Annotated in this window: 15 protein-coding genes, 1 tRNA gene and 1 pseudogene; 11 read left to right on the top strand and 6 right to left on the bottom strand. The window is 73.3% G+C overall.

Features of this window, described 5'->3' with window-relative positions; genetic code table 11:
• Nucleotides 1–15: 15 nt before the first annotated feature.
• The gene (locus tag HDA32_RS25295; RefSeq protein ID WP_376766988.1) at nt 16–753 is read right to left on the bottom strand and encodes an adenosylcobinamide amidohydrolase; all 738 of its coding nucleotides are present in this window, start codon (nt 751–753) and stop codon (nt 16–18) included.
• A 179-nt stretch (nt 754–932) separates the two neighbouring features.
• On the opposite strand from HDA32_RS25295, the gene HDA32_RS25290 reads away from it, so the two are divergent.
• The 8 genes and pseudogenes from HDA32_RS25290 to HDA32_RS25260 all read left to right on the top strand — a co-directional run bounded on the left by HDA32_RS25290 (nt 933) and on the right by HDA32_RS25260 (nt 8,670).
• Nucleotides 933–2,105, top strand: a complete 1,173-nt coding sequence (locus HDA32_RS25290) for a DNA polymerase III subunit delta' (RefSeq protein WP_179645548.1) — start codon at nt 933–935, stop codon at nt 2,103–2,105.
• Between the two features lie 135 nt (nt 2,106–2,240).
• Nucleotides 2,241–3,107, top strand: a complete 867-nt coding sequence (locus tag HDA32_RS25285; protein ID WP_179646947.1) for a PSP1 domain-containing protein — start codon at nt 2,241–2,243, stop codon at nt 3,105–3,107.
• Nucleotides 3,104–4,636 carry an alpha/beta hydrolase gene (locus tag HDA32_RS25280; protein ID WP_179645547.1) on the top strand — a complete coding sequence of 511 codons (1,533 nt, stop codon included), beginning with the start codon at nt 3,104–3,106 and terminating at the stop codon, nt 4,634–4,636. Before HDA32_RS25285 ends, HDA32_RS25280 begins: the two co-directional genes overlap by 4 nt.
• 332 nt (nt 4,637–4,968) lie before the next feature.
• The gene (locus HDA32_RS25275; RefSeq protein WP_246334479.1) at nt 4,969–6,531 is read left to right on the top strand and encodes an aminotransferase class V-fold PLP-dependent enzyme; all 1,563 of its coding nucleotides are present in this window, start codon (nt 4,969–4,971) and stop codon (nt 6,529–6,531) included.
• Between the two features lie 96 nt (nt 6,532–6,627).
• Nucleotides 6,628–6,700 (top strand) — tRNA-Thr (locus HDA32_RS25270).
• Between the two features lie 218 nt (nt 6,701–6,918).
• Nucleotides 6,919–6,990, top strand: a pseudogene (locus tag HDA32_RS31910) (hypothetical protein); the annotation flags it as partial.
• Nucleotides 6,991–7,078: 88 nt separating this feature from the next.
• A complete protein-coding gene (locus HDA32_RS31905; protein WP_312863446.1) occupies nt 7,079–8,137 on the top strand; it encodes an NAD(P)H-binding protein in 1,059 nt (352 codons plus the stop codon).
• Nucleotides 8,138–8,289: 152 nt separating this feature from the next.
• The gene (locus HDA32_RS25260) at nt 8,290–8,670 is read left to right on the top strand and encodes a hypothetical protein (protein ID WP_179645546.1); all 381 of its coding nucleotides are present in this window, start codon (nt 8,290–8,292) and stop codon (nt 8,668–8,670) included.
• Between the two features lie 523 nt (nt 8,671–9,193).
• Here HDA32_RS25260 and HDA32_RS25255 read toward each other — a convergent pair.
• On the bottom strand, nt 9,194–10,576 hold the full coding sequence (locus tag HDA32_RS25255) for a 6-phospho-beta-glucosidase (protein WP_179645545.1): 1,383 nt from the start codon (nt 10,574–10,576) through the stop codon (nt 9,194–9,196).
• Nucleotides 10,577–10,750: 174 nt separating this feature from the next.
• Here HDA32_RS25255 and HDA32_RS25250 point away from each other — a divergent pair, with 174 nt between their 5' ends.
• Complete coding sequence (locus HDA32_RS25250) at nt 10,751–11,914, top strand: carbohydrate kinase family protein (RefSeq protein ID WP_179645544.1); 1,164 nt, start codon at nt 10,751–10,753, stop codon at nt 11,912–11,914.
• A 169-nt stretch (nt 11,915–12,083) separates the two neighbouring features.
• Here HDA32_RS25250 and HDA32_RS25245 read toward each other — a convergent pair whose 3' ends face one another.
• The 3 genes from HDA32_RS25245 to HDA32_RS25235 form a co-directional block, all read right to left on the bottom strand.
• A complete protein-coding gene (locus tag HDA32_RS25245; RefSeq protein WP_179645543.1) occupies nt 12,084–12,239 on the bottom strand; it encodes a hypothetical protein in 156 nt (51 codons plus the stop codon).
• Nucleotides 12,240–12,413: 174 nt separating this feature from the next.
• Entirely contained in the window at nt 12,414–14,252 is a 1,839-nt protein-coding gene (locus tag HDA32_RS25240) for a BCCT family transporter (RefSeq protein WP_179645542.1), read from the bottom strand.
• 268 nt (nt 14,253–14,520) lie between these two features.
• A complete protein-coding gene (locus HDA32_RS25235) occupies nt 14,521–15,387 on the bottom strand; it encodes an exonuclease domain-containing protein (RefSeq protein ID WP_179645541.1) in 867 nt (288 codons plus the stop codon).
• 331 nt (nt 15,388–15,718) lie between these two features.
• Here HDA32_RS25235 and HDA32_RS25230 point away from each other — a divergent pair, with 331 nt between their 5' ends.
• The gene (locus HDA32_RS25230; protein WP_179645540.1) at nt 15,719–15,955 is read left to right on the top strand and encodes a hypothetical protein; all 237 of its coding nucleotides are present in this window, start codon (nt 15,719–15,721) and stop codon (nt 15,953–15,955) included.
• A gap of 83 nt (nt 15,956–16,038) precedes the next feature.
• Entirely contained in the window at nt 16,039–16,410 is a 372-nt protein-coding gene (locus HDA32_RS25225; RefSeq protein ID WP_179645539.1) for a hypothetical protein, read from the top strand.
• A gap of 14 nt (nt 16,411–16,424) precedes the next feature.
• Here HDA32_RS25225 and HDA32_RS25220 read toward each other — a convergent pair whose 3' ends face one another.
• Nucleotides 16,425–17,012, bottom strand: a complete 588-nt coding sequence (locus tag HDA32_RS25220; protein WP_246334477.1) for a hypothetical protein — start codon at nt 17,010–17,012, stop codon at nt 16,425–16,427.
• Nucleotides 17,013–17,657: the final 645 nt, after the last annotated feature.

Genomic DNA, 17,657 nt, shown 5'->3' with positions numbered 1-17,657 from the left:
CAACCTCTGCGAACCTCAGTGGCGGGCGGCTCGGCGCTGGGCGTCCTCGACCGCGCCCTGGTGGACGGCGGCGCGGACCGCGCGGGCGGTGCGCGCGCCCCAGCGCGACCGGGGGCCGCCGAACGCCTCGATCGGGGCCGTGCACGTGTCAGAGGCGAGGGCCGCGACGCAGACCGCGTCGGAGGCGGTCCCGGTGCAGGGGTACCCGGCCTCCAGGAGCGCCTGCACCTTCGCCTCGGTCGCGGTGGTGGCCGCGTTGACCAGCGCGGCGTCGGACAGCGGGGCGGGGACCGCCACGATGATGTTGATCGTCCCCGGCCGCTGGACGGGCGGGGAGGCGCCGATGCGGGCCTCGTCGAGTTCGGGCTCGGCGGCGGCCCAGGTGGGGCGGCCCAGACCGACCGTGGCGACGGCCTCGACCCCGCCGTCGACGGCGAACCGCGCCCGCTCGACATCGGCGGCCGTGAGCATCCCCACGCCGCGCCCGGACTCCCCGGCCGCCGCGGCGATCTCCGACAGGTGGCGCGCCGGGTCGGTGCGCCGGTAGTCGCCGTCGACCTGCGCGTTCACGACGTAGGAGCGGTCGCCGATCCCGCCGCCGAGCACGCCCGAGGCCACCATGCGCCACCCGGGGCCCGCGTCCCACACGAGCGCACTCAGCAGCCTCCCGCCCTCCTCGCGGTAGTGCGTGGTGAGCTTCAGCAGGGTTCCGCACGCGGTGCGGCCCGCCGCGCCGCCGTCATCGGCTGTCACGGCGCACGACCTTACCGGTGCGGGGGCCGCGCGCCCCGCGCCCACCGGGGACGGGGCGCGACGCGCGGGCGCGGGACGAGGTCGGCCCCCGGGAACGCGGCGCGCGGTCGGGGAACGCGCCGGCCCCGATCGAGCGGGACGCATCCCCGGTGTCGTCCCGGGCTTCTATGCTGAGGACGATGAGCGTCTTCGACGACCTGGTGGGCCAGGACACGGTGATCGAGCGGCTGCGCTCGGCCACGCGCGCGGCCGATGAGCTGCTCGCGGGCGGCTCCGGAGCCGGCATGACGCACGCGTGGCTGTTCACCGGGCCGCCCGGTTCGGGGCGCGCGCAGGCCGCGCGGGCGTTCGCCGCCGCGCTGCAGTGCCCCGACGGCGGGTGCGGGCACTGCCCGTCCTGCCACCAGGTGCTGGCCGGAACGCACGCCGACGTGCTCTACGTGCGGCCCAGCGGGCTGAGCTTCGGCATCGACAAGACCCGCGACCTCGTACTGCGCTCGGCCTCCCGGCCGACGGGCGGGCGGTTCCGGATCGTGCTGTTCGAGGACGCCGACCGGGCCACCGAGGCGGCCTCCAACGCGCTGCTGAAGGCGGTCGAGGAGCCCTCCCCGCGCACGGTGTGGCTGCTGTGCACGCCGACGGCCGAGGACCTGCTCGTCACGATCCGCTCACGCTGCCGCCTGGTGACCCTGCGCACTCCGGGCACCGACGCGGTCGTCGACGCGCTGGTCCGGCGCGACGGCATCGCCCCCGGCGCCGCGGCCGAGGCGGCCAGGGCCGCGGCCGGCCACCTGGAGCGCGCCCGCGCCCTGGCCACCGACCCGGCCGCCCGCGAGCGGCGCGACGAGGTGCTGTCGATCCCCGCCCGCCTCGACGGCCTGGGCGCGTGCGTGTCGGCGGCCGCCCGGCTCTACGAGCTCGCCGAGGCCGAGTCCAAGGAGACCACGAGCGCGCTGGATGAGCAGGAGAAGTCCGACCTCAAGGCCGCCTTCGGCGAGGGCTCCACCGGCAAGGGCGTGGCCAAGGCCGTCCGCGGCGCCGCCGGTGCGCTCAAGGACCTCGAAGAGCAGCAGAAGCGCCGGGCCACCCGGATCAAACGCGACACCTACGACCTGGCGCTGATGGACCTGGTCGCCTTCTATCGCGACGTGCTCACCCTCCAGTTGGGCGCGCAGGTGGAGCTGTCCACCGCGAGCCACCGGGCCGACCTCCGCCGCGTCGCGGGGGGCAGCACCCCCGAGTCCACCCTGCGCCGCATCGACGCCATCATGGAGTGCCGCCGCCGCATCGCGGCCAACGTGCACCCCCAGATCGCCATAGAGGCCATGACGGCGGCGCTGCACATGGGGTGAAGTCCGAGTGAGGTCCTTCGCCCCCCGCCGGAGCCCGCGCGACGGGACCGGGCCCCGAGAGCGCGGGCGACGGCGCGGAGGACCGGCCGCAGCACCCCCGCGGTGTGGTTCACCCCATAAGGTGGCCCCGTGGGCATGATGATGGCGGTCAGCTTCGAGCGGTACGGGCGGCTGTACTACCTCGACCCCGGAGGGGCCGAGCCGAAGGTGGGCGACAAGGTGCTCGTGCCCACCGACGAGGGCCCCGAAGTGGCCGAATGCGTGTGGGCGCCGCAGTGGGTCAGCGAGGACGTCGACGGCCTGCCGGTCTGCGCAGGCCCGGCCACGCGGGCCGACATCGCCAGGGACGAGCGCAACCGCCGGCGGCGGGCCGAGGCCCGGCCGGTCGCCAAGCGGCTGATCCGGGCGCACGGGCTGCCCATGAAGGTCGTCGGCGTCGACTACGTCACCGGGGAGTCGGGCGAGCCCGTCTTCACGATCTACTTCTCCTCCCCCAAGCGCGTGGACTTCCGCGACCTCGTGCGCGAACTCTCGCGGGCGCTGGCGGCCCGGGTGGAACTGCGGCAGGTCGGCGCCCGCGACGAGGCGCGCCTGCAGGGCGGGATCGGCCCGTGCGGGCGGGACCTGTGCTGCGCGACGTTTCTGAAGGACTTCGAGCCCGTCTCCGTGCGCATGGCCAAGGAGCAGGACCTCCCGGTCAACCCGATGCGCATCGCCGGCGCGTGCGGCAGGCTGATGTGCTGCCTCAAGTACGAGCACCCCCTGTACGCGGAGTTCAAGGCCACCACCCCGCGCCGGGGCGGCCGCGTCAGCACCCCCGAGGGCGACGGCGTCGTGGTCGGGCACAACGTCCCGGCCGAGAAGGTCGTGGTCCGGCTCAACGACGGCGGGCGGCGCTGCGCCTGCGACCGCGCCGCCGTCTGCGGCCCCCGGCAGGCCTACGAGGGCGCCCACGGCGGCACCGGCGACCCCCACACCGACACCGAGAGCGGGAGCGAGTGAACAGAACCGGCCCGGCGGGCTGCGCCCTCGCGATCGCGCTGCTCGCCGCGGGCTGCGGCGGCGGTGCGCAGGAGGAGCCGGCCGACCCGCTCGCCCTCTTCTACGAGCAGGAGATCTCCTGGGAGGAGTGCGAGGGCGAGCTGGAGTGCGCCACCCTCGAGGTCCCGCTCGACTACGCCGAACCCGAGGGGGAGCGGCTGGACATCGCGGTCATGCGGCTGCCCGCGGTCGGCGGCGGCGACCCCGCGGGGTCGCTGGTGATCAACCCCGGCGGGCCCGGCGGCTCGGGCCTGGACTACGTGCGCGCGGCCTCCGGCGTCGTCAGCGAGCAGGTGCGGCGCGAGTTCGACGTCGTCGGGTTCGATCCGCGCGGCGTCGGCGAGAGCAGTCCGCTCGTCTGCCTGGAGCGCGCCGATCTCGACGAGTACCTGGGCGGCCAGGTCGAGAGCGAGGACGGCGACGGCGACGCCACCGAGGTCACCCCCGAGGGCCTGGAGGAGCTGGAGGAGTCCAACCGGGAGTTCGTCGAGGCGTGCGAGGCGCGCTCCGGCGACCTCCTGCCGCATGTCGGCACCGCCGACGTCGCCCGGGACGTGGACGTGCTGCGCGCGGCCCTCGGCGACGACCGGCTCACCTACCTCGGCAAGTCCTACGGCACCTACATCGGCGCCCTCTACGCCGAGCGGTTCCCCGAGCGCGTGCGCGCACTGGTCCTCGACGGCGCCATGGACCCGGGCCTGGACCAGTTGGAGATGGGCGTCCAGCAGGCCGAGGGGTTCACCACGGCGCTGCACGCGTTCGTCGAGGACTGCCTCGCCCGCCCGGACTGCCCCCTGTCGGAGGGGCCGGACACGACCGTGCGGCAGGGCGTCGACCGGCTCGCCGGGCTGCTGGAGCAGGCCGGCGAGGAGCCGCTGCGCAGCACCCTCGGCGACGGCCGCGAGGCCAACCGGGCCCGGCTGGAGATGGGCGTGCTCGCGGCGCTGTACAGCGACCGCTACTGGCCGCAGGTCCGCGAGGGGATCGACGACGCATTCGACGGCGACGGCACCGCCCTGCTGGAGCTCGGCGACCTGCTCTACGGCCGCGAGCCGGGCGGCGACTACGAGAACGCCACGGCGGCCCTCGTCGCGGTCAACTGCGCCGACCACCGCAGCCCGCGCGACATCGGCGCCTACGAGGAGGCCGCCGCCGAGGCCGCCGAGGCGTCTCCGCTCTTCGGCCCGTCCATGGCCTGGGGCGCGCTGCCGTGCGCGTACTGGCCGGAGGAGGCGGTCTCCGAGCCGGTCGAGGTCGACGGGGCCGGCGCCGACCCGATTCTGGTCGTGGGCACCACCCGGGATTCGGCCACTCCGTACCACTGGGCGGAGAGCCTCGCCGCGGCCCTGGACTCCGGCGTGCTGCTCACCAGGGAGGGGGACGGCCACACGGCCTACCGCATGGGCAACGCCTGCGTCGACCAGGCCGTCGACACCTACCTGCTGAGCGCGCGGGCGCCGGAGGACGGAATGGTCTGCCAGGAGCGCTGACACGCGGATCGGACGTCCAAGGCCGCGCCGATATCGAGCTTTGACCGCTGCGTTCGCGGGCCGGGGTGAGGTTTCCAGGGTTCGGACCTGCTGTGCCGCCGGCGCTGCGCGCACTGCGACAGCCGACCCCCTGTGCGAACCCGACCGTCAGACCTCAGTGGTCGAAACAAGGCCGGTCATGTGTTCGGCGCCCGCTTTCGGATGAGTCGGTGCGGCGGTCCGGGCGTGCCGCCCCGACGGGGTCCCCTGGTCTGGGTTAAATTCTGCACAAAGCCGGCCCTTTCTCCGGATCATGGCTCCCACCTGCGGGAAAATGCGCGTCAGGGGGAGACATGGACCTGGGGGACCACGTCGCGCCCGCTCTGTTCGGGGCGGGCGCGACGCGTGAATCGGAGGGGATGCGGCCTCCGGCGCCGTCGGAGGCGCGGCCGGTTCCGGGGCGGGCCGCCTTCCTCGAGGCCTACCCGGACTACCTGCGGACCGTCCGGCTCGACGAACTGCGGGCGGAGGAGTACGGGTACCTGGACGAGGGCGACCACGTCTACCTCGACCACGCCGGGGCCGGGCTGCCGGCGCGGGCGCAGGTGCGCGCGCACGCCGCGCGGTTGAGCGGCGGCTGCTTCGGCCACCCGCACTCGACGGGCCCGGCGTCCCTGGCGTCGTCGGAACTGGTGCGGCGCACCCGGAGCGCGGTGCTGGCGCACTTCAACGCCGACCCCCAGGAGTACGCCGCGATCTTCACCGCCAACGCCACCGGCGCCTGCCGGCTCGTCGGCGAGGCCTACCCCTTCGGGACCGGCCGCCGGTTCGTGCACCTGCGGGACAACCACACCTGCGTCACCGGTATCCGCGATTTCGCGCGCGCCAGGGGCGCGGCGGTCGACGCCGTCGGCCTCACCGACCTCGAACTGCGCGGCGACGAGCCCGGGCTCGCCGCCGCGCTGCGCCGCCACGGCGGCAGAACGGGCCGCCTGCGGCCGCGCAGGGACGGGGAGCGCGGGGCCGGCCTCTTCGGCTACCCCGCGCAGAGCAACTTCACCGGCGTGCAGCACCCGCTGGACTGGATCGACCTGGCCCACGAGCACGGTTTCGACGTCCTGCTGGACGCGGCGGCCTACGCGCCGGCGAACCCGGTCGACCTGTCCGAGACCAAACCCGACTTCATGCCGGTGAGCTGGTACAAGCTGCTCGGCTACCCCACCGGCCTCGGCTGCCTGGTGGCGCGCAGGGACGCGCTGGCGCGGCTGCGGCGCCCCTGGTCGTCCGGCGGCGCGGTCCCGGCCTCCGGCGCGCGGGGCGAGTGGCGCGGGACGGCGGCGGAGGAGTCGGCGTTCGAGGACGGGACGCCGAACTTCCTATCCGTCCCCGACGTGGAGGCGGGCCTGCGCCGGCTCTCCGGAATCGGACTGGGCACGGTCAACACGCGGGTGCGCTGCCTGACGGGGTGGCTGATCGACCGGCTCACCACGGCCCGGCACTCCACCGGCATGCCGCTGGTCCGGCTCTACGGCCCGGCCGGCACCGAGGCCCGCGGCGGCACGGTCGCCTTCAACTTCCTCGACCCCGCCGGCGCGGTCGTCGACGAGCAGGTGGTCGCCCGCGACGCCGCCGCGCACCGCATCTCGCTGCGCACCGGCCGCTTCTGCAACCCGGGGGCCGGCGAGGCGGCGTCCAACCTGGACAGGGCGGCCCTCCCGGCTCCCGACCCGCGCACGGCCGACGCCCTCGGCTGCGTGCCGGGGCGCGCCGACCCGCCGACGGGCGGCGCGGTGCGCGTCTCGCTCGGCCCGGTCTCCAACCTCGCCGACGTGTCCCGCTTCGTCGAGTTCGCCGTCGACACCTACCTCGACCGGTTCCCCAGCGCCCACGACCGGTCTCCCCGCATCCGCTGCTGACACCGCCTCCCGCGCCCCGTGGACAAACCTGTGTCAGGGCGGTCCGCGAAGACGCTAAACTGGTACCGGCATCGTCGAGCACGAGGCCCGAACAACGCCGCCTTAGCTCAGTCGGCAGAGCGATTCACTCGTAATGAATAGGTCGTCGGTTCGATTCCGACAGGCGGCTCTCATCCGGCAAGGCCCCTCCCGTCTACGGGAGGGGCCTTTTCGCGTTTCCGCCCGCCGTGGCGGATGCCGGTCCCGCCGTGAGAGCGATGTCACACATGGGTACACCGGATTGACCTGAACCTTTGTTGAGGTTGAAGGCTTGTGGTGAGAGTCCGATCCGGCTCCTCCACCGATCGGCACGGTCGGTGTTCCGCCACCACGGAAGAGGAGGATTCCATGACCGAGCAAGGCAAGGTCCTGGTCATCGGGGCGACCGGCAACGTCGGACGGCACGTCGTGTCCCGGCTGCACGACATGGGCGCCGACGTCCGGGCGCTGGCCCGAGACTCCGGCACCCGCCGGCCTCCCGGACGGGGTCGAGGTCGTCCGCGGCGATCTGAACGCTCCGGAGGACCTGGACGCGGCCCTGAACGGCGTGCGGTCGGTGTTCCTGCTCTGGCCGTTCTTCACGACCGAGGCCGCGCCGGCGCTCCTGGACGTGGTCGCCGAGCACGCGCGGCGCATCGTCTACCTCTCCGCGATGTCGGTGCGCGACGACCGCGCACCGGAGGAGAACGGGTTCTGGGGCGAGGTCGAGCACCTGATCGAGAAGTCCGGGCTGGAGTGGACGTTCCTGCGCGTCGGCGGGTTCGCGACCAACACGTTGATATGGGCCGACCAGATTCGCGAGGGCGCGGTCCGCTGGCCCTACGGTGGGGCGGCCCGGTCGCTGATCGACGAGCGCGACATCGCGGCCGTGGCGGTGCGGGCGCTGACCGAGGAAGGGCACGCCGGGGCGAAGTACGTCCTCACCGGGCCCGAGGCGGTGACCCAGGCCGAACAGGCCCGCATCATCGGCGAGGCGACCGGCCTCCCGGTGCACTGGAACGAGCTCCCGCTCGATGAAGCGCGCGAGGAGCTGCTCGCCTCCTGGGGCGACCCCGGCTACGTCGACAGCGCGCTCGGCCACTGGGGCTCACTGGTCACCGAGCCGGAACCGGTCACGCACACGGTGGAGGAGGTCACCGGCGTCCCCGCGCGCACGTTCCGCGAGTGGGCCGCCGACCACGCCGACGCCTTCCGCCCGCTGTCCGCGCAGGAGGTCGGTGGCGCCTACGTCTCCCTGTTCCGGCAGAACAGGTTCGTGGACACCCCGAAGTTCATGTCGACGGACATGGTGCGGATCGCGCCGCTCGAAACCGCCGGGGAACGGAAGGAGCTGCGCGGCCTGGAGGAGATCATGGCCAACAGCCGCAGGCTCACCGCCGACTACGAGATCCACGGCGTGGAGGTCGAGGGCCCGTTCGTGGCGCAGGACCGGTTCGCCGTCCGCTTCACCTTCGACGAGATCCACGTACCGACCGGCGAGCGCGCCACGAAGACGAAGATGTCGCTCTACACCGTGGCCGAAGGCAGGATCACGCGGGAGGTCTACTACTACTACTACGAGCCGTAGGCGGTCCGGTGAGGGCCGCGGCCCGCGGGCTGAGGGCGTGATCGTGGGGACCCGGGCGGTCGGCGGGGAACCGGGTGCAGCGGAGGCGACCGGGACGCGCGGGCGGCCCGGGGGTGCCGGGTGCCGGGCGGGGTGCTGGTTAAGGTCGGGGCATGAGCCTGCTGCTGATGGTGTTCGTGCTGCTCGGCGCGGCCGCCGTGCTGGGGGCGGGCGTGGCGCTGGCGGCGTGGCTGACGCGTGGGCCCGAGGTCGAGGCGGCCCCGGAGGAGGAGCCGGCCGAGACCGTCGAGCCCGACATCGGCGGGTACTCGCCGCTGCCCGAGGCGCACGCCGATCCCCCGCCCGAGGCGCACGCCGGGCCCGCGCCCGGGGCCGAACCGCCGCCGCGGCTGCCGGACACGACCCTGGCCCTGGTTCGGGAGCTGCTGGCCCGCGGCCGCGCGTCCGAGGCGGTCGAGGTCGTGTGCGACGACACCGGAATGGACCCGCGCCGGGCCGAGGAGGCCGTCCGCCGTCTGCAGAGCGGCTGGTAGGACCGGTTCCCGCCCGCTCCGGCCACGGGGGTTTTGAAGCTCGGCCGGAGGAGGGATCCGCGGTGACCGGGTGACGGTGCGGGCCTTCCTTGGCCACCGGGGGTCTTGAGACCTCGGCCGAAGGTGGGATTCGCGGTGACTGGGCGATCCTCTCGCGCGGCCGAAGGCCCCCACAGGGATCGCCCCGGCGCCGCGCCGCCCACGGCCGCCACTCTGCGCGCCAGGACGCGACCGCGGTTTCGGTGCGCGCCCAAGACAGCGGGGGATCCGCGTCCACTCACCTCGGCCACCGAGCGCGTGAAACACCGACCATGAACCCCGACCCAAGGAAATAGACGCACAGCACCCCGACCACCGGGCCGAAACCGCAGTGCCGCTCCGCGCGCACGGCGTCGGCGTGCGCTTCGCGCGCGTGAGGGCGATTTTCCGTCCACGGGCCTTCGGCCACACGGGAGAATCGCCCACCCGCGCGCAATCTCGGGCGGGGCGGGCCTTGAGACCCACGGCGGCGGGTCCCGGCACACTAGGGACGGGGCAGCACCCGCTCCAGTTCGGGGAAGGCCTTCAGGTAGCCGTCCAGCAGAGTTCGGGCCGTGGCGACCGAGTCGACCAGGGGGTGGGTGGCGAACGCGCGCAGGGCCGGGGTGCGCGAGCCCGTCCGGACGGCGTCGACGATCTCGCGCTCCACCGCCTTCACCGCCTGCACCAGCGACGACTGGTGGCCGGTGAGCGCGCCGACGGCCAGTGGGCCGGCGCCGGCCGCGTCCACCAGGCACGGCACCTCCACGACCGCGTCGCCGTCCAGGCCGGCGATCGCGCCGCGGTTGCGCACATTGACGATCAGCCGGGCCGGTTCGTCTCTGGCGATCGCCCGCATCACGGCCAGCGCGACCTGCTCGTAGCCGCCGCCGTCCAGGTCCTCCTCGTCCCGCTCGACCCCGCCGGCCGCGCGGCGGTTGTCGGCCATGTAGGTCTCCTCGCGCTCCAACCGGGCGCGGTCCCACAGCTCGTAGGCCTCGGCCGGCCGCGCGGCGGCATCGCGGTAGAAGGCCTCCTGCTGGTCCACGAGCTGCTCGCCGCGGGTCTCCCCGCCGCCGGCCACCGTCTCGGCGATCGAGGCGCGCGACTCCCGCGCCATGTAGTAGTAGTGCAGGTACTCGTTGGGCAGCGCCCCGAGCGCGCGCAGCCAGGAGGGGCCGAACAGTCGGCCCTCTTCGAAGGAGGACAGCGCGGCCTCGTCGGCGAGCAGGTCCGGCAGCCGGTCGCGGCCGTCCGCGTGCAGCCCCCGCAGCCAGCCGAGATGGTTCAGGCCCGCGTAGTCCAGGCCGACCCCGGCCGGGTCCAGGCCCAGCGCCCGGGCGGCCCGCCGGCCCAGGCCCACCGGGGAGTCGCAGATGCCGATCACGCGGTCGCCGAGCACCGCCGACATGGCCTCGGTGACCAGACCCGCGGGGTTGGTGAAGTTCACCACCCACGCGCCGGGCGCGCGCTCGGCGGTCGTCCGCGCGATCTCCCCGGCCACCGGCAGCGTGCGCAGCCCGTAGCTGATGCCCCCTGCGCCCACGGTCTCCTGGCCCAGGACGCCGGCCGCGAGCGCGACCCGCTCGTCCAGCACCCTGCCGGGCATGCCGCCGACCCGGATCGCGGAGAAGACGATGTCGCATCCGTCCAGCGCCGCGGCGAGCCCGGTCTCGGCGCGCACCGCGAGGCCGGGCTCGCCGTGCGCCGCGCGGTGGGCGTCGCGCTGCCGGTCGAGCACCGCGCCGATCGCGCGCAGCCGCCGCGCGTCGGTGTCGCAGAGGACCACCTCGGTGATCGGCGCGTCACCGCGCAGGGTGTCGGCGAGCAGCGCCCGATGGACCAGGGGGACCCGGAACCCGCCTCCGCCGAGAATGGCCAACCGCACGTCCCAAGCCCCTTTCCCGCGACCGCTTCCCGCACCCCACGGTAGTGCGCCGCGGCCGTCCGTGGCCGGTCGCGGCCGGTGCGCCCGCGGCCGAGGCCGTCCGCCGCCGGTGAGCGGCCGGATTGACTACCCTTCACTATCTGACTCATCGCAGATCCGCGCAGGGGGGCCGCCATGGCGACGAAGGGACGAGCGAACGGCGGGGCCGCCGCGGACCCGGCACCGGAGTACGACAAGCTCGAATCCACGCCACTGGTCGGCGAACCGCGCGACGTGCTGGCCGGCGCGCGCGAGCCCGACAGCCCGACCATCGACCTCGCGCTCAGCGGGACCGTCTTCTTCGACATCGTGCTCACCGGCCTCGCGGCGCCGCCGGCCGGCGGCACGGAGGTCGACGCCGAAGGCATGGGCTCCTGCCCCGGGGGCGTGGCCAACCTGGCGGTGGCGGCCTCCCGGCTCGGACTGCGCACGGCGGTGGCCGCGGCGTTCGGCGAAGACGTCTACGGCGACTTCAGTTGGGACACGCTGGCCGGCCAGGAGATGGTGGACCTCTCGGCGTCCCGGCGCTTCCCCGAGTGGCACTCGCCGTTCACGGTCTCCCTCGCCTACCGCGGCGACCGCAGCATGGTCACCCACGAGCACCCCTCGCCCGTCCCGCTGCGCGAGATGGCCTGCGACCTGCCGCAGGCGCGGGCGGCGTTCGTGAGCCTGAGCGCCGACGGCGACGTGCCGGAGTGGGCGCTGCGCCAGGCCGGCAACGGCGCCAAGCTCTTCGCCGACGTCGGCTGGGACGTCAGGGAGGAGTGGTCGAGCTCGGTGCTGGAGCAGTTGCGGCACTGCCACGCGTTCGTGCCCAACGCCATCGAGGCGATGTCCTACACCCGCACCGGCAGCCCGGCCTCGGCCCTGTCCGCGCTGTCGGAGCACGTGCCGGTCGCCGTGGTCACCGACGGCCCCAGGGGCGCGCTCGCGGTCGATCAGACCACGGGCGAGAGCGCCGAGGTGGAGGGGCTGGTCCTGGAGGCGATCGACACCACGGGCGCGGGGGACGTGTTCGGGGCGGCCTTCATCGTCGGCACGCTGGCATGCTGGCCGCTGGAGCAGCGGCTGCGCTTCGCGAACCTGTGCGCGGCGCTGTCGGTGCAGCACACCGGCGGGTCGCTGTCGGCGCCGGGCTGGGCCGACATCGCCGCCTGGTGGGGGCGGCTGCACGTTCCCCACTGCGAGGCCGAGCGACGGCTGGCCGAGGACTACAGGTTCCTGTCCGAACTCGTCCCGATGCCATGGCTGCCGACGGCGCAGCGCCGCGCCAGCGCCACGATCGGACTGCGGCACTGACGGGGCCTGTCGGGGCCTGACGGGGCGGGGCCCGCCCGGCGGCGACCGTCGAATTCCGACCGCTGCGCTCGCGGGGTGGGGCGGGAGTTTCCGGGGCCGGGTCCGTTGCGCCGCCGGCGCTGCGCGCACCGCGACAGCCGACCCCCCGTGCGGACCCGACCGTCAGACATCAGGGGGTTCGCTGCCGCTGCAGCCAGCCCCACACGCCCGTCGCGGCGAACAGGACGGCGCCGATCACGAAGAGCCAGAACAAGCCCTCGATCACCAGACCCAGTACCGACAGCAGGAGCCAGATCGCCAACAGGACCAGAATGAGCTTGAGCATGCGGTCGCCTCCTCGGGGCGGATCGCGGCACCGGTGTCCCGGTTTCTGTGTGCGGTCGCGCCCCTACCCCCGAGAGCCCGCCCCATGCGGGCCGCGAAGCGGTCGGGAACGCGAAAAAGGGGCCCTTCCCCGCGCGGGAAAGGGCCCCTTTTTCGACGGGGAGGGACTCCGCCCCTAGGGGGTGGGGTCCTTGACGGCTCCGCCGTTGGCCGCGGCCCGTTCGGCGGGCGGTGCGGACGCGGAGTCCTCCTCGTCCTTCTCCCGCGCGGCCTCGCCGGAGTCCTCCGCCGGTGAGATCTCGATCTGGAAGTCGCCGTCGTACTCCTGCGCACCGGTGACCACAGCGGCCGTGACGACCTCCTGGGCCTTGTGCGAGCGCACGATCATCGGGTCGCGTCGCAGGTCCTTGACCAGCGCCACGCACAGCATCAGCATCACGATGGTCCACGGCGCGGCGACCAGGATGGTGATCTTCTGCAACCCGTCCAGTGCGCTGCCGCCGCCCTCGCCGACCATCAGCATGATCGCGGCGACGACGGCGATCAGCACGCCCCAGAAGACCGTCATGGGCTTCTGCGGGTCGTTGGCGCCGCGCTGGGACAGCGTGCCCATGACGATCGACGCGGAGTCGGCTCCGGTGACGAAGAAGATCGCCACCAGGACCGCGACCACCACGCTGACCGCCGTGGCCCACGGGAAGTTCTCCAGCAGGCCGTAGAGCTGGGCCTCGGCGCTGGCCTGGCCGGCCAGGTCGACCCCGGAGGACTGCAGGTTGATCGCGGTGCCGCCGAGGATGGCGAACCAGACCAGGCTCACCACCGAGGGGACCAGGATGACGCCGGCGACGAACTGGCGGATCGTGCGGCCGCGGCTGATCTTGCCGATGAACATGCCCACGAACGGGGTCCAGGAGATCCACCAGGCCCAGTAGAAGATCGTCCAGCCCTGCAGCCAGGCGCCGGTGCCCTCGCCGCCGGAGACCTCGGTGCGGGCCGCCATGGAGAAGAAGTCGTGCAGGTACACGCCCAGCGACGTGGGGATCATGTCCAGGATGTAGACGGTGGGGCCGACGACCAGCAGGAAGAGCAGCAGCAGCGCGGCCATCACCATGTTGGTGTTGGACAGCCACTGGATGCCCTTGTCGATGCCCGAGGCGGCCGACACCACGAAGGCGACCATGAGCGCCGCGATGATCCCGACCAGCACGCTGATGCCGACCGTGGGGATCCAGCCGAGGTGCTGGAAGCCGTAGGCGATCTGCAGCGTGCCCAGGCCCAGGGAGCAGGCGGAGCCGAACAGCGTCGCGAAGATGGCGAGCACGTCGATCAGCTTGCCCACGGGGCCGTTGGCGTTGCGCTCCCCGATGAGCGGGGTGAACGCGGCGCTGATCAACTGCCGCCGGCCGCGCCGGTAGGTGCCGTAGGCGATCGCCAGGCCGACCACGGCGTAGATGGCCCACGGGTGCAGGGACCAGTGGAACATCGTCGTCGCCATGGCGGTCGTCGCCGCCTGCGCCTCGGTGCCGCCCGCGGTTCCGGGGGGCGGCGTGGTGAAGTGCGACAGCGGCTCGCTCACGCCGTAGAACATCAGGCCGATGCCCATGCCGGTGGCGAACAGCATCGAGATCCAGGACAGCGTGTTGTACTGCGGCGCCTCGTCATCGCGGCCGAGCGTGATATTGCCGTATCTGCTGAAGGCCAGCCACAGCGCGAGGACCACGAACGCCGAAGCGGCGAGCACGAACCCCCACCCGCCGTAGTGGATCAGGCCGTTCAGCATGCCGCTCGCGACGCCGCCGAGGTTGTCGGGGGCGATGACGCCCCACGCCACGAACGCGAGCGTCAGGGCGCCGGCGAACCCGAAGACGACCCAGTCGGTCCTCGGTTTCTGCTCGGCCTTCGATACCTCGGGAGGCTCCCACAGGAGGTCTTCGGTCGTGTAAAGCTCACCGGTGGTCGAGCCCGCTGTCTCGGCGCTACCGCCCGGTTGCGGATTGTTGTCGTCTACCGCCACAGTGATCGGCGCTTCAGGCGCCGCCTCCTCCCAAACGAGATGGATGTCCGCCCGCACCGCCGCCCCGAGGGATCAAGGGAGCTTTCGCCGGCGTTTCGCCGGAGGCGCGCCATAGGGCGTACCGGACCGGGCGCTGTGTACCCACTACGTGGCCGACCGAACATCGCCGGTCGAAAATCCGCTCAGATCGCACGCAACGATCGAGTAACGGCACGCGCGCCGGATCGGTCGTACGGGGGCAAAACGACCACTCTAGGGTATCCGCAGGTCAAGGGGACACACTGATCGGCCAAGTGCCGTCGATCACCCTACTCCGCCCCGGCCTGCTCCGCTCCAGCCACTCCTGCCGCCTGCGGGCGTAGTCCAGCGCCCAGTCCACCTGCCTGTCGTGCAGCGCGTGCAGGTCCAGGCCGGCGACGTCGGCGTGGCGCGCGCCGATCTCGCGGGACAGGGACAGGCACGCCGCGGCGTCGGCGACCGCGGTGTGCGCCTCGGTGAGCTCCACGCCGTAGAACCCGCACATCGCGCCGAGGTTGCGCGGCCCCTTGCGGAAGGGGTCGATGCCGCGGTCGATCACCAGCGGATCGATGATCGGCCGCGGTGCGCTCCCCAGCCGTTCGGCGAGGGACTTCATGTCGCGCCGTCGCAGTTCGTTTTCGAGCACGCCGAGGTCGAACGGTGCGTTGAAGATCACCAGTCCCCGGCCGGCCCGCAGGTGGGCCGCGAGGGCGTCGGCGATCTCCTCCAGCGCCTGCTCCGCCGGCATCCCTTCGTCGCGGGCGCGTTCGGTGCTGATGCCGTGGATGGCGACGGCCTCGGCCGGGATCTCGCGGTCGCCCGGGTCGACCAGCCAGGTGCGCGCCGAGCCCGAGGCGTCGACCAGCGCCGCGGAGACGAGGAACGCCTTGTCGGGGTTGTTGGAGGAGGTCTCGCTGTCGTAGCCGGCGAGGTCGAGGGTGTGCCAGCCGGGGTGGTCACCGCGCCGCGGCGGGCCCGCGGGCCCGGGCGGGGCGTCCTCCGGCGCGTGCTCGGAGCAGTAGACCCGCCACCGGCCGGACTCCTTCACCGCGGCGCCGGCGTCGGCCGGCACCTGGACGCGGCAGGTCCGGCAGGACCCGGGATAGCGGTTGCGCATGAGCTGCCCCTGTCTTCTCGATCACCGCAATCGTAAGCGGATCGTGTGACAGTACCGGTTCCCCGATGACCTGGTGTAGCGCACCGCGCGCGCTCCGGAATCGAAGATCCCGGTGTTCTCGCAGGTGGAAGAGGTGAAGCAAGGTGAGAAATCCGACTCTCGTTTCGGGTTCGCCCGGTCGGTCCGCCCGGCCCCGGCGAATAGTCGGCTGACATGGGGTAGACCCAGCCGGGTAGGCATCTGTAGCGCGGAGGCGACCGCTGTGGCGGCGGGTTCCGCGGTGGCGCCGCGGCGCTGAACGGACCGTTGTGAGTCGGAGAAAGAGGAGAACATGAGCCTTGACGAAGCGGCGCGCCAGCTCGAAGCCGCGATCCACGACGCACGGGTGTCGTTCGACTGCATCGCGCTCGAAGAGCTGGAGCGGGCGCACACCAACGTGATCACCGCGCGCGCAGCGGTCGACGCGGCCGAGAACGCGATCAGGGTCGAGTTGGAGCGGCGCAAGGACGGGGAGAGCGAGGGGGAGTCCGCGCCGGACTCCGCGCCGGGAGGCACGCTCGGCCAGTAGCGCCGCGCCGCATCGCGGGCGAAGCGCCGCCGGTCGGCGTTTCGCCATCGAACACGTGTTCTAGTAGACGTTATGCTGAGGGCATGCCCGACCAGCATCTGCCTCCGGATTGGCCGGCGAGCGTGCATCCGCCGGGTTCTGAATCGTTCGAGCAGACGGCCATCGTGTGGCTGTTCGAGCACGTCCCGGCGGACTACCGGTTGCACGGCGTGCTGCGCAGGCACCCCGTGGCGCTCTCCAGGCTGGCCCGCCAGCACGTCGCCGCCTGCCTGGAGAGCGCACGCGAGGGATACCGCACGACCCGCGTCGACCTGCGCGGTCATCTGCCGCCGCACGCCCTCGACCAGGTCATGAACGCCTACCTGACCGAGGGGCGGCGCATGGCGGTCACCCTGAAGGCCGTCGCCCTGGTCGACGACGCGCTGCGCGCCGCATCGCAGGGGGCGCCGCAGTGAGCGGGGAGCCGGGGTCAGCCGCCGACCCTGACGACGACGGCGGTCTCGGTGCCGGTGTTGACGAGCTGGTGTCCGTCGGAGGCCCCGAGCACCCGGGTGCGTCCGGCGGTGAGCCCCTGGACGGCCAGCATCTCGCCGGTCGGCGCGGTGGCGACCGTGTGCGCGCGGCCGCTGACCAGGTGGAGCACCTCGGCGGCCGGACCGGAGGCTCCACCGGGCCCTTCGGCCGAGAGCGGGACGAACGCGTCGGGCTCCAGCGCCACCACGGTCACGCGCATGCGGCCGACCGCCCGGCGCCGGGCGGCGCGCGGCGCGGGCTGCCAGCGGCCGCGGCGGCGCGGCCACAGCGCCGGCCGCACCAGGGCCTCGGCGGCGCCGCGGGCGGCCGTCATCAACTGGCCCACCGTGGGCGCGGGGCGCGTCACCAGGTGGGAGTAGCCGCTGCGCCGACCCGCCATCACGATGTCACCGATGGTGGCGAGCGAGGCGGCGAGTTCGTCGGGGTCGGGGGGCGGTGTCGGCACGGCGGTGACCGAGGCGCGGGTCGGACGCGTCCCGGTGTGCGGGAGTACGGATGCGGTGCTGGAGACGTCGTAGGGCAACGGTGGTCCTTCGTGACGAGCGCGCGGGCATGGGGCCGCGAACGGCGCGGAAGAGTGAGAAGCGAGATCGGCCCTGCCTCAGAGCGACGGCGCACGGCGCGGCGCGGAGCCCAGCGGAAGCGGAGCGGGAGCGAAACGCAGCCTGAAGCGCCTCGGTTGAGGGCGGTGGCGGGTGACGAGTAGACGCGGTGGCGCGCAGCGCCTCGGTTGAGGGCGGTGGCGGGTGACGGGTGGGCCGGGAAACGGCCCCGTCCCCGCGGGCGCGGTCGGGTCTAGCGACAACACGAAGGAGGCGAACACAGCGCGCTGGCCACACGGCGCAGGGCCACGGAGGCCTTGCGGGCCATGACCGGCCGGCTCAGATGAATGCGCTGGTGCATGTTTGTAAGCAGACCAATCGGGGGAGGCGATGTCAAGCCGCTCCGTGAAACGGGCGTGTCGACTGCGTCACGTGGGCGGACGGCCGGGGAGTCGCAACCACCGGAATGAGCGTCAGAAGTTCTTTTCGTCCAGAACCTGTTATGTGAACGGGCCACTTTTTTGCCAAACACATTGCGATATACGGGTTTCGGTGATGGCATTGGGGACTGCCGGATGCGCATGTCATCCGGTGCCGCGGGCTCGGGGGGCCGGTGGCGAGAGGCG

It is taken from the genome of Spinactinospora alkalitolerans (assembly GCF_013408795.1).
GTDB lineage: Bacteria > Actinomycetota > Actinomycetes > Streptosporangiales > Streptosporangiaceae > Spinactinospora > Spinactinospora alkalitolerans.
This window is presented reverse-complemented; position numbering and strand designations above follow the sequence as displayed.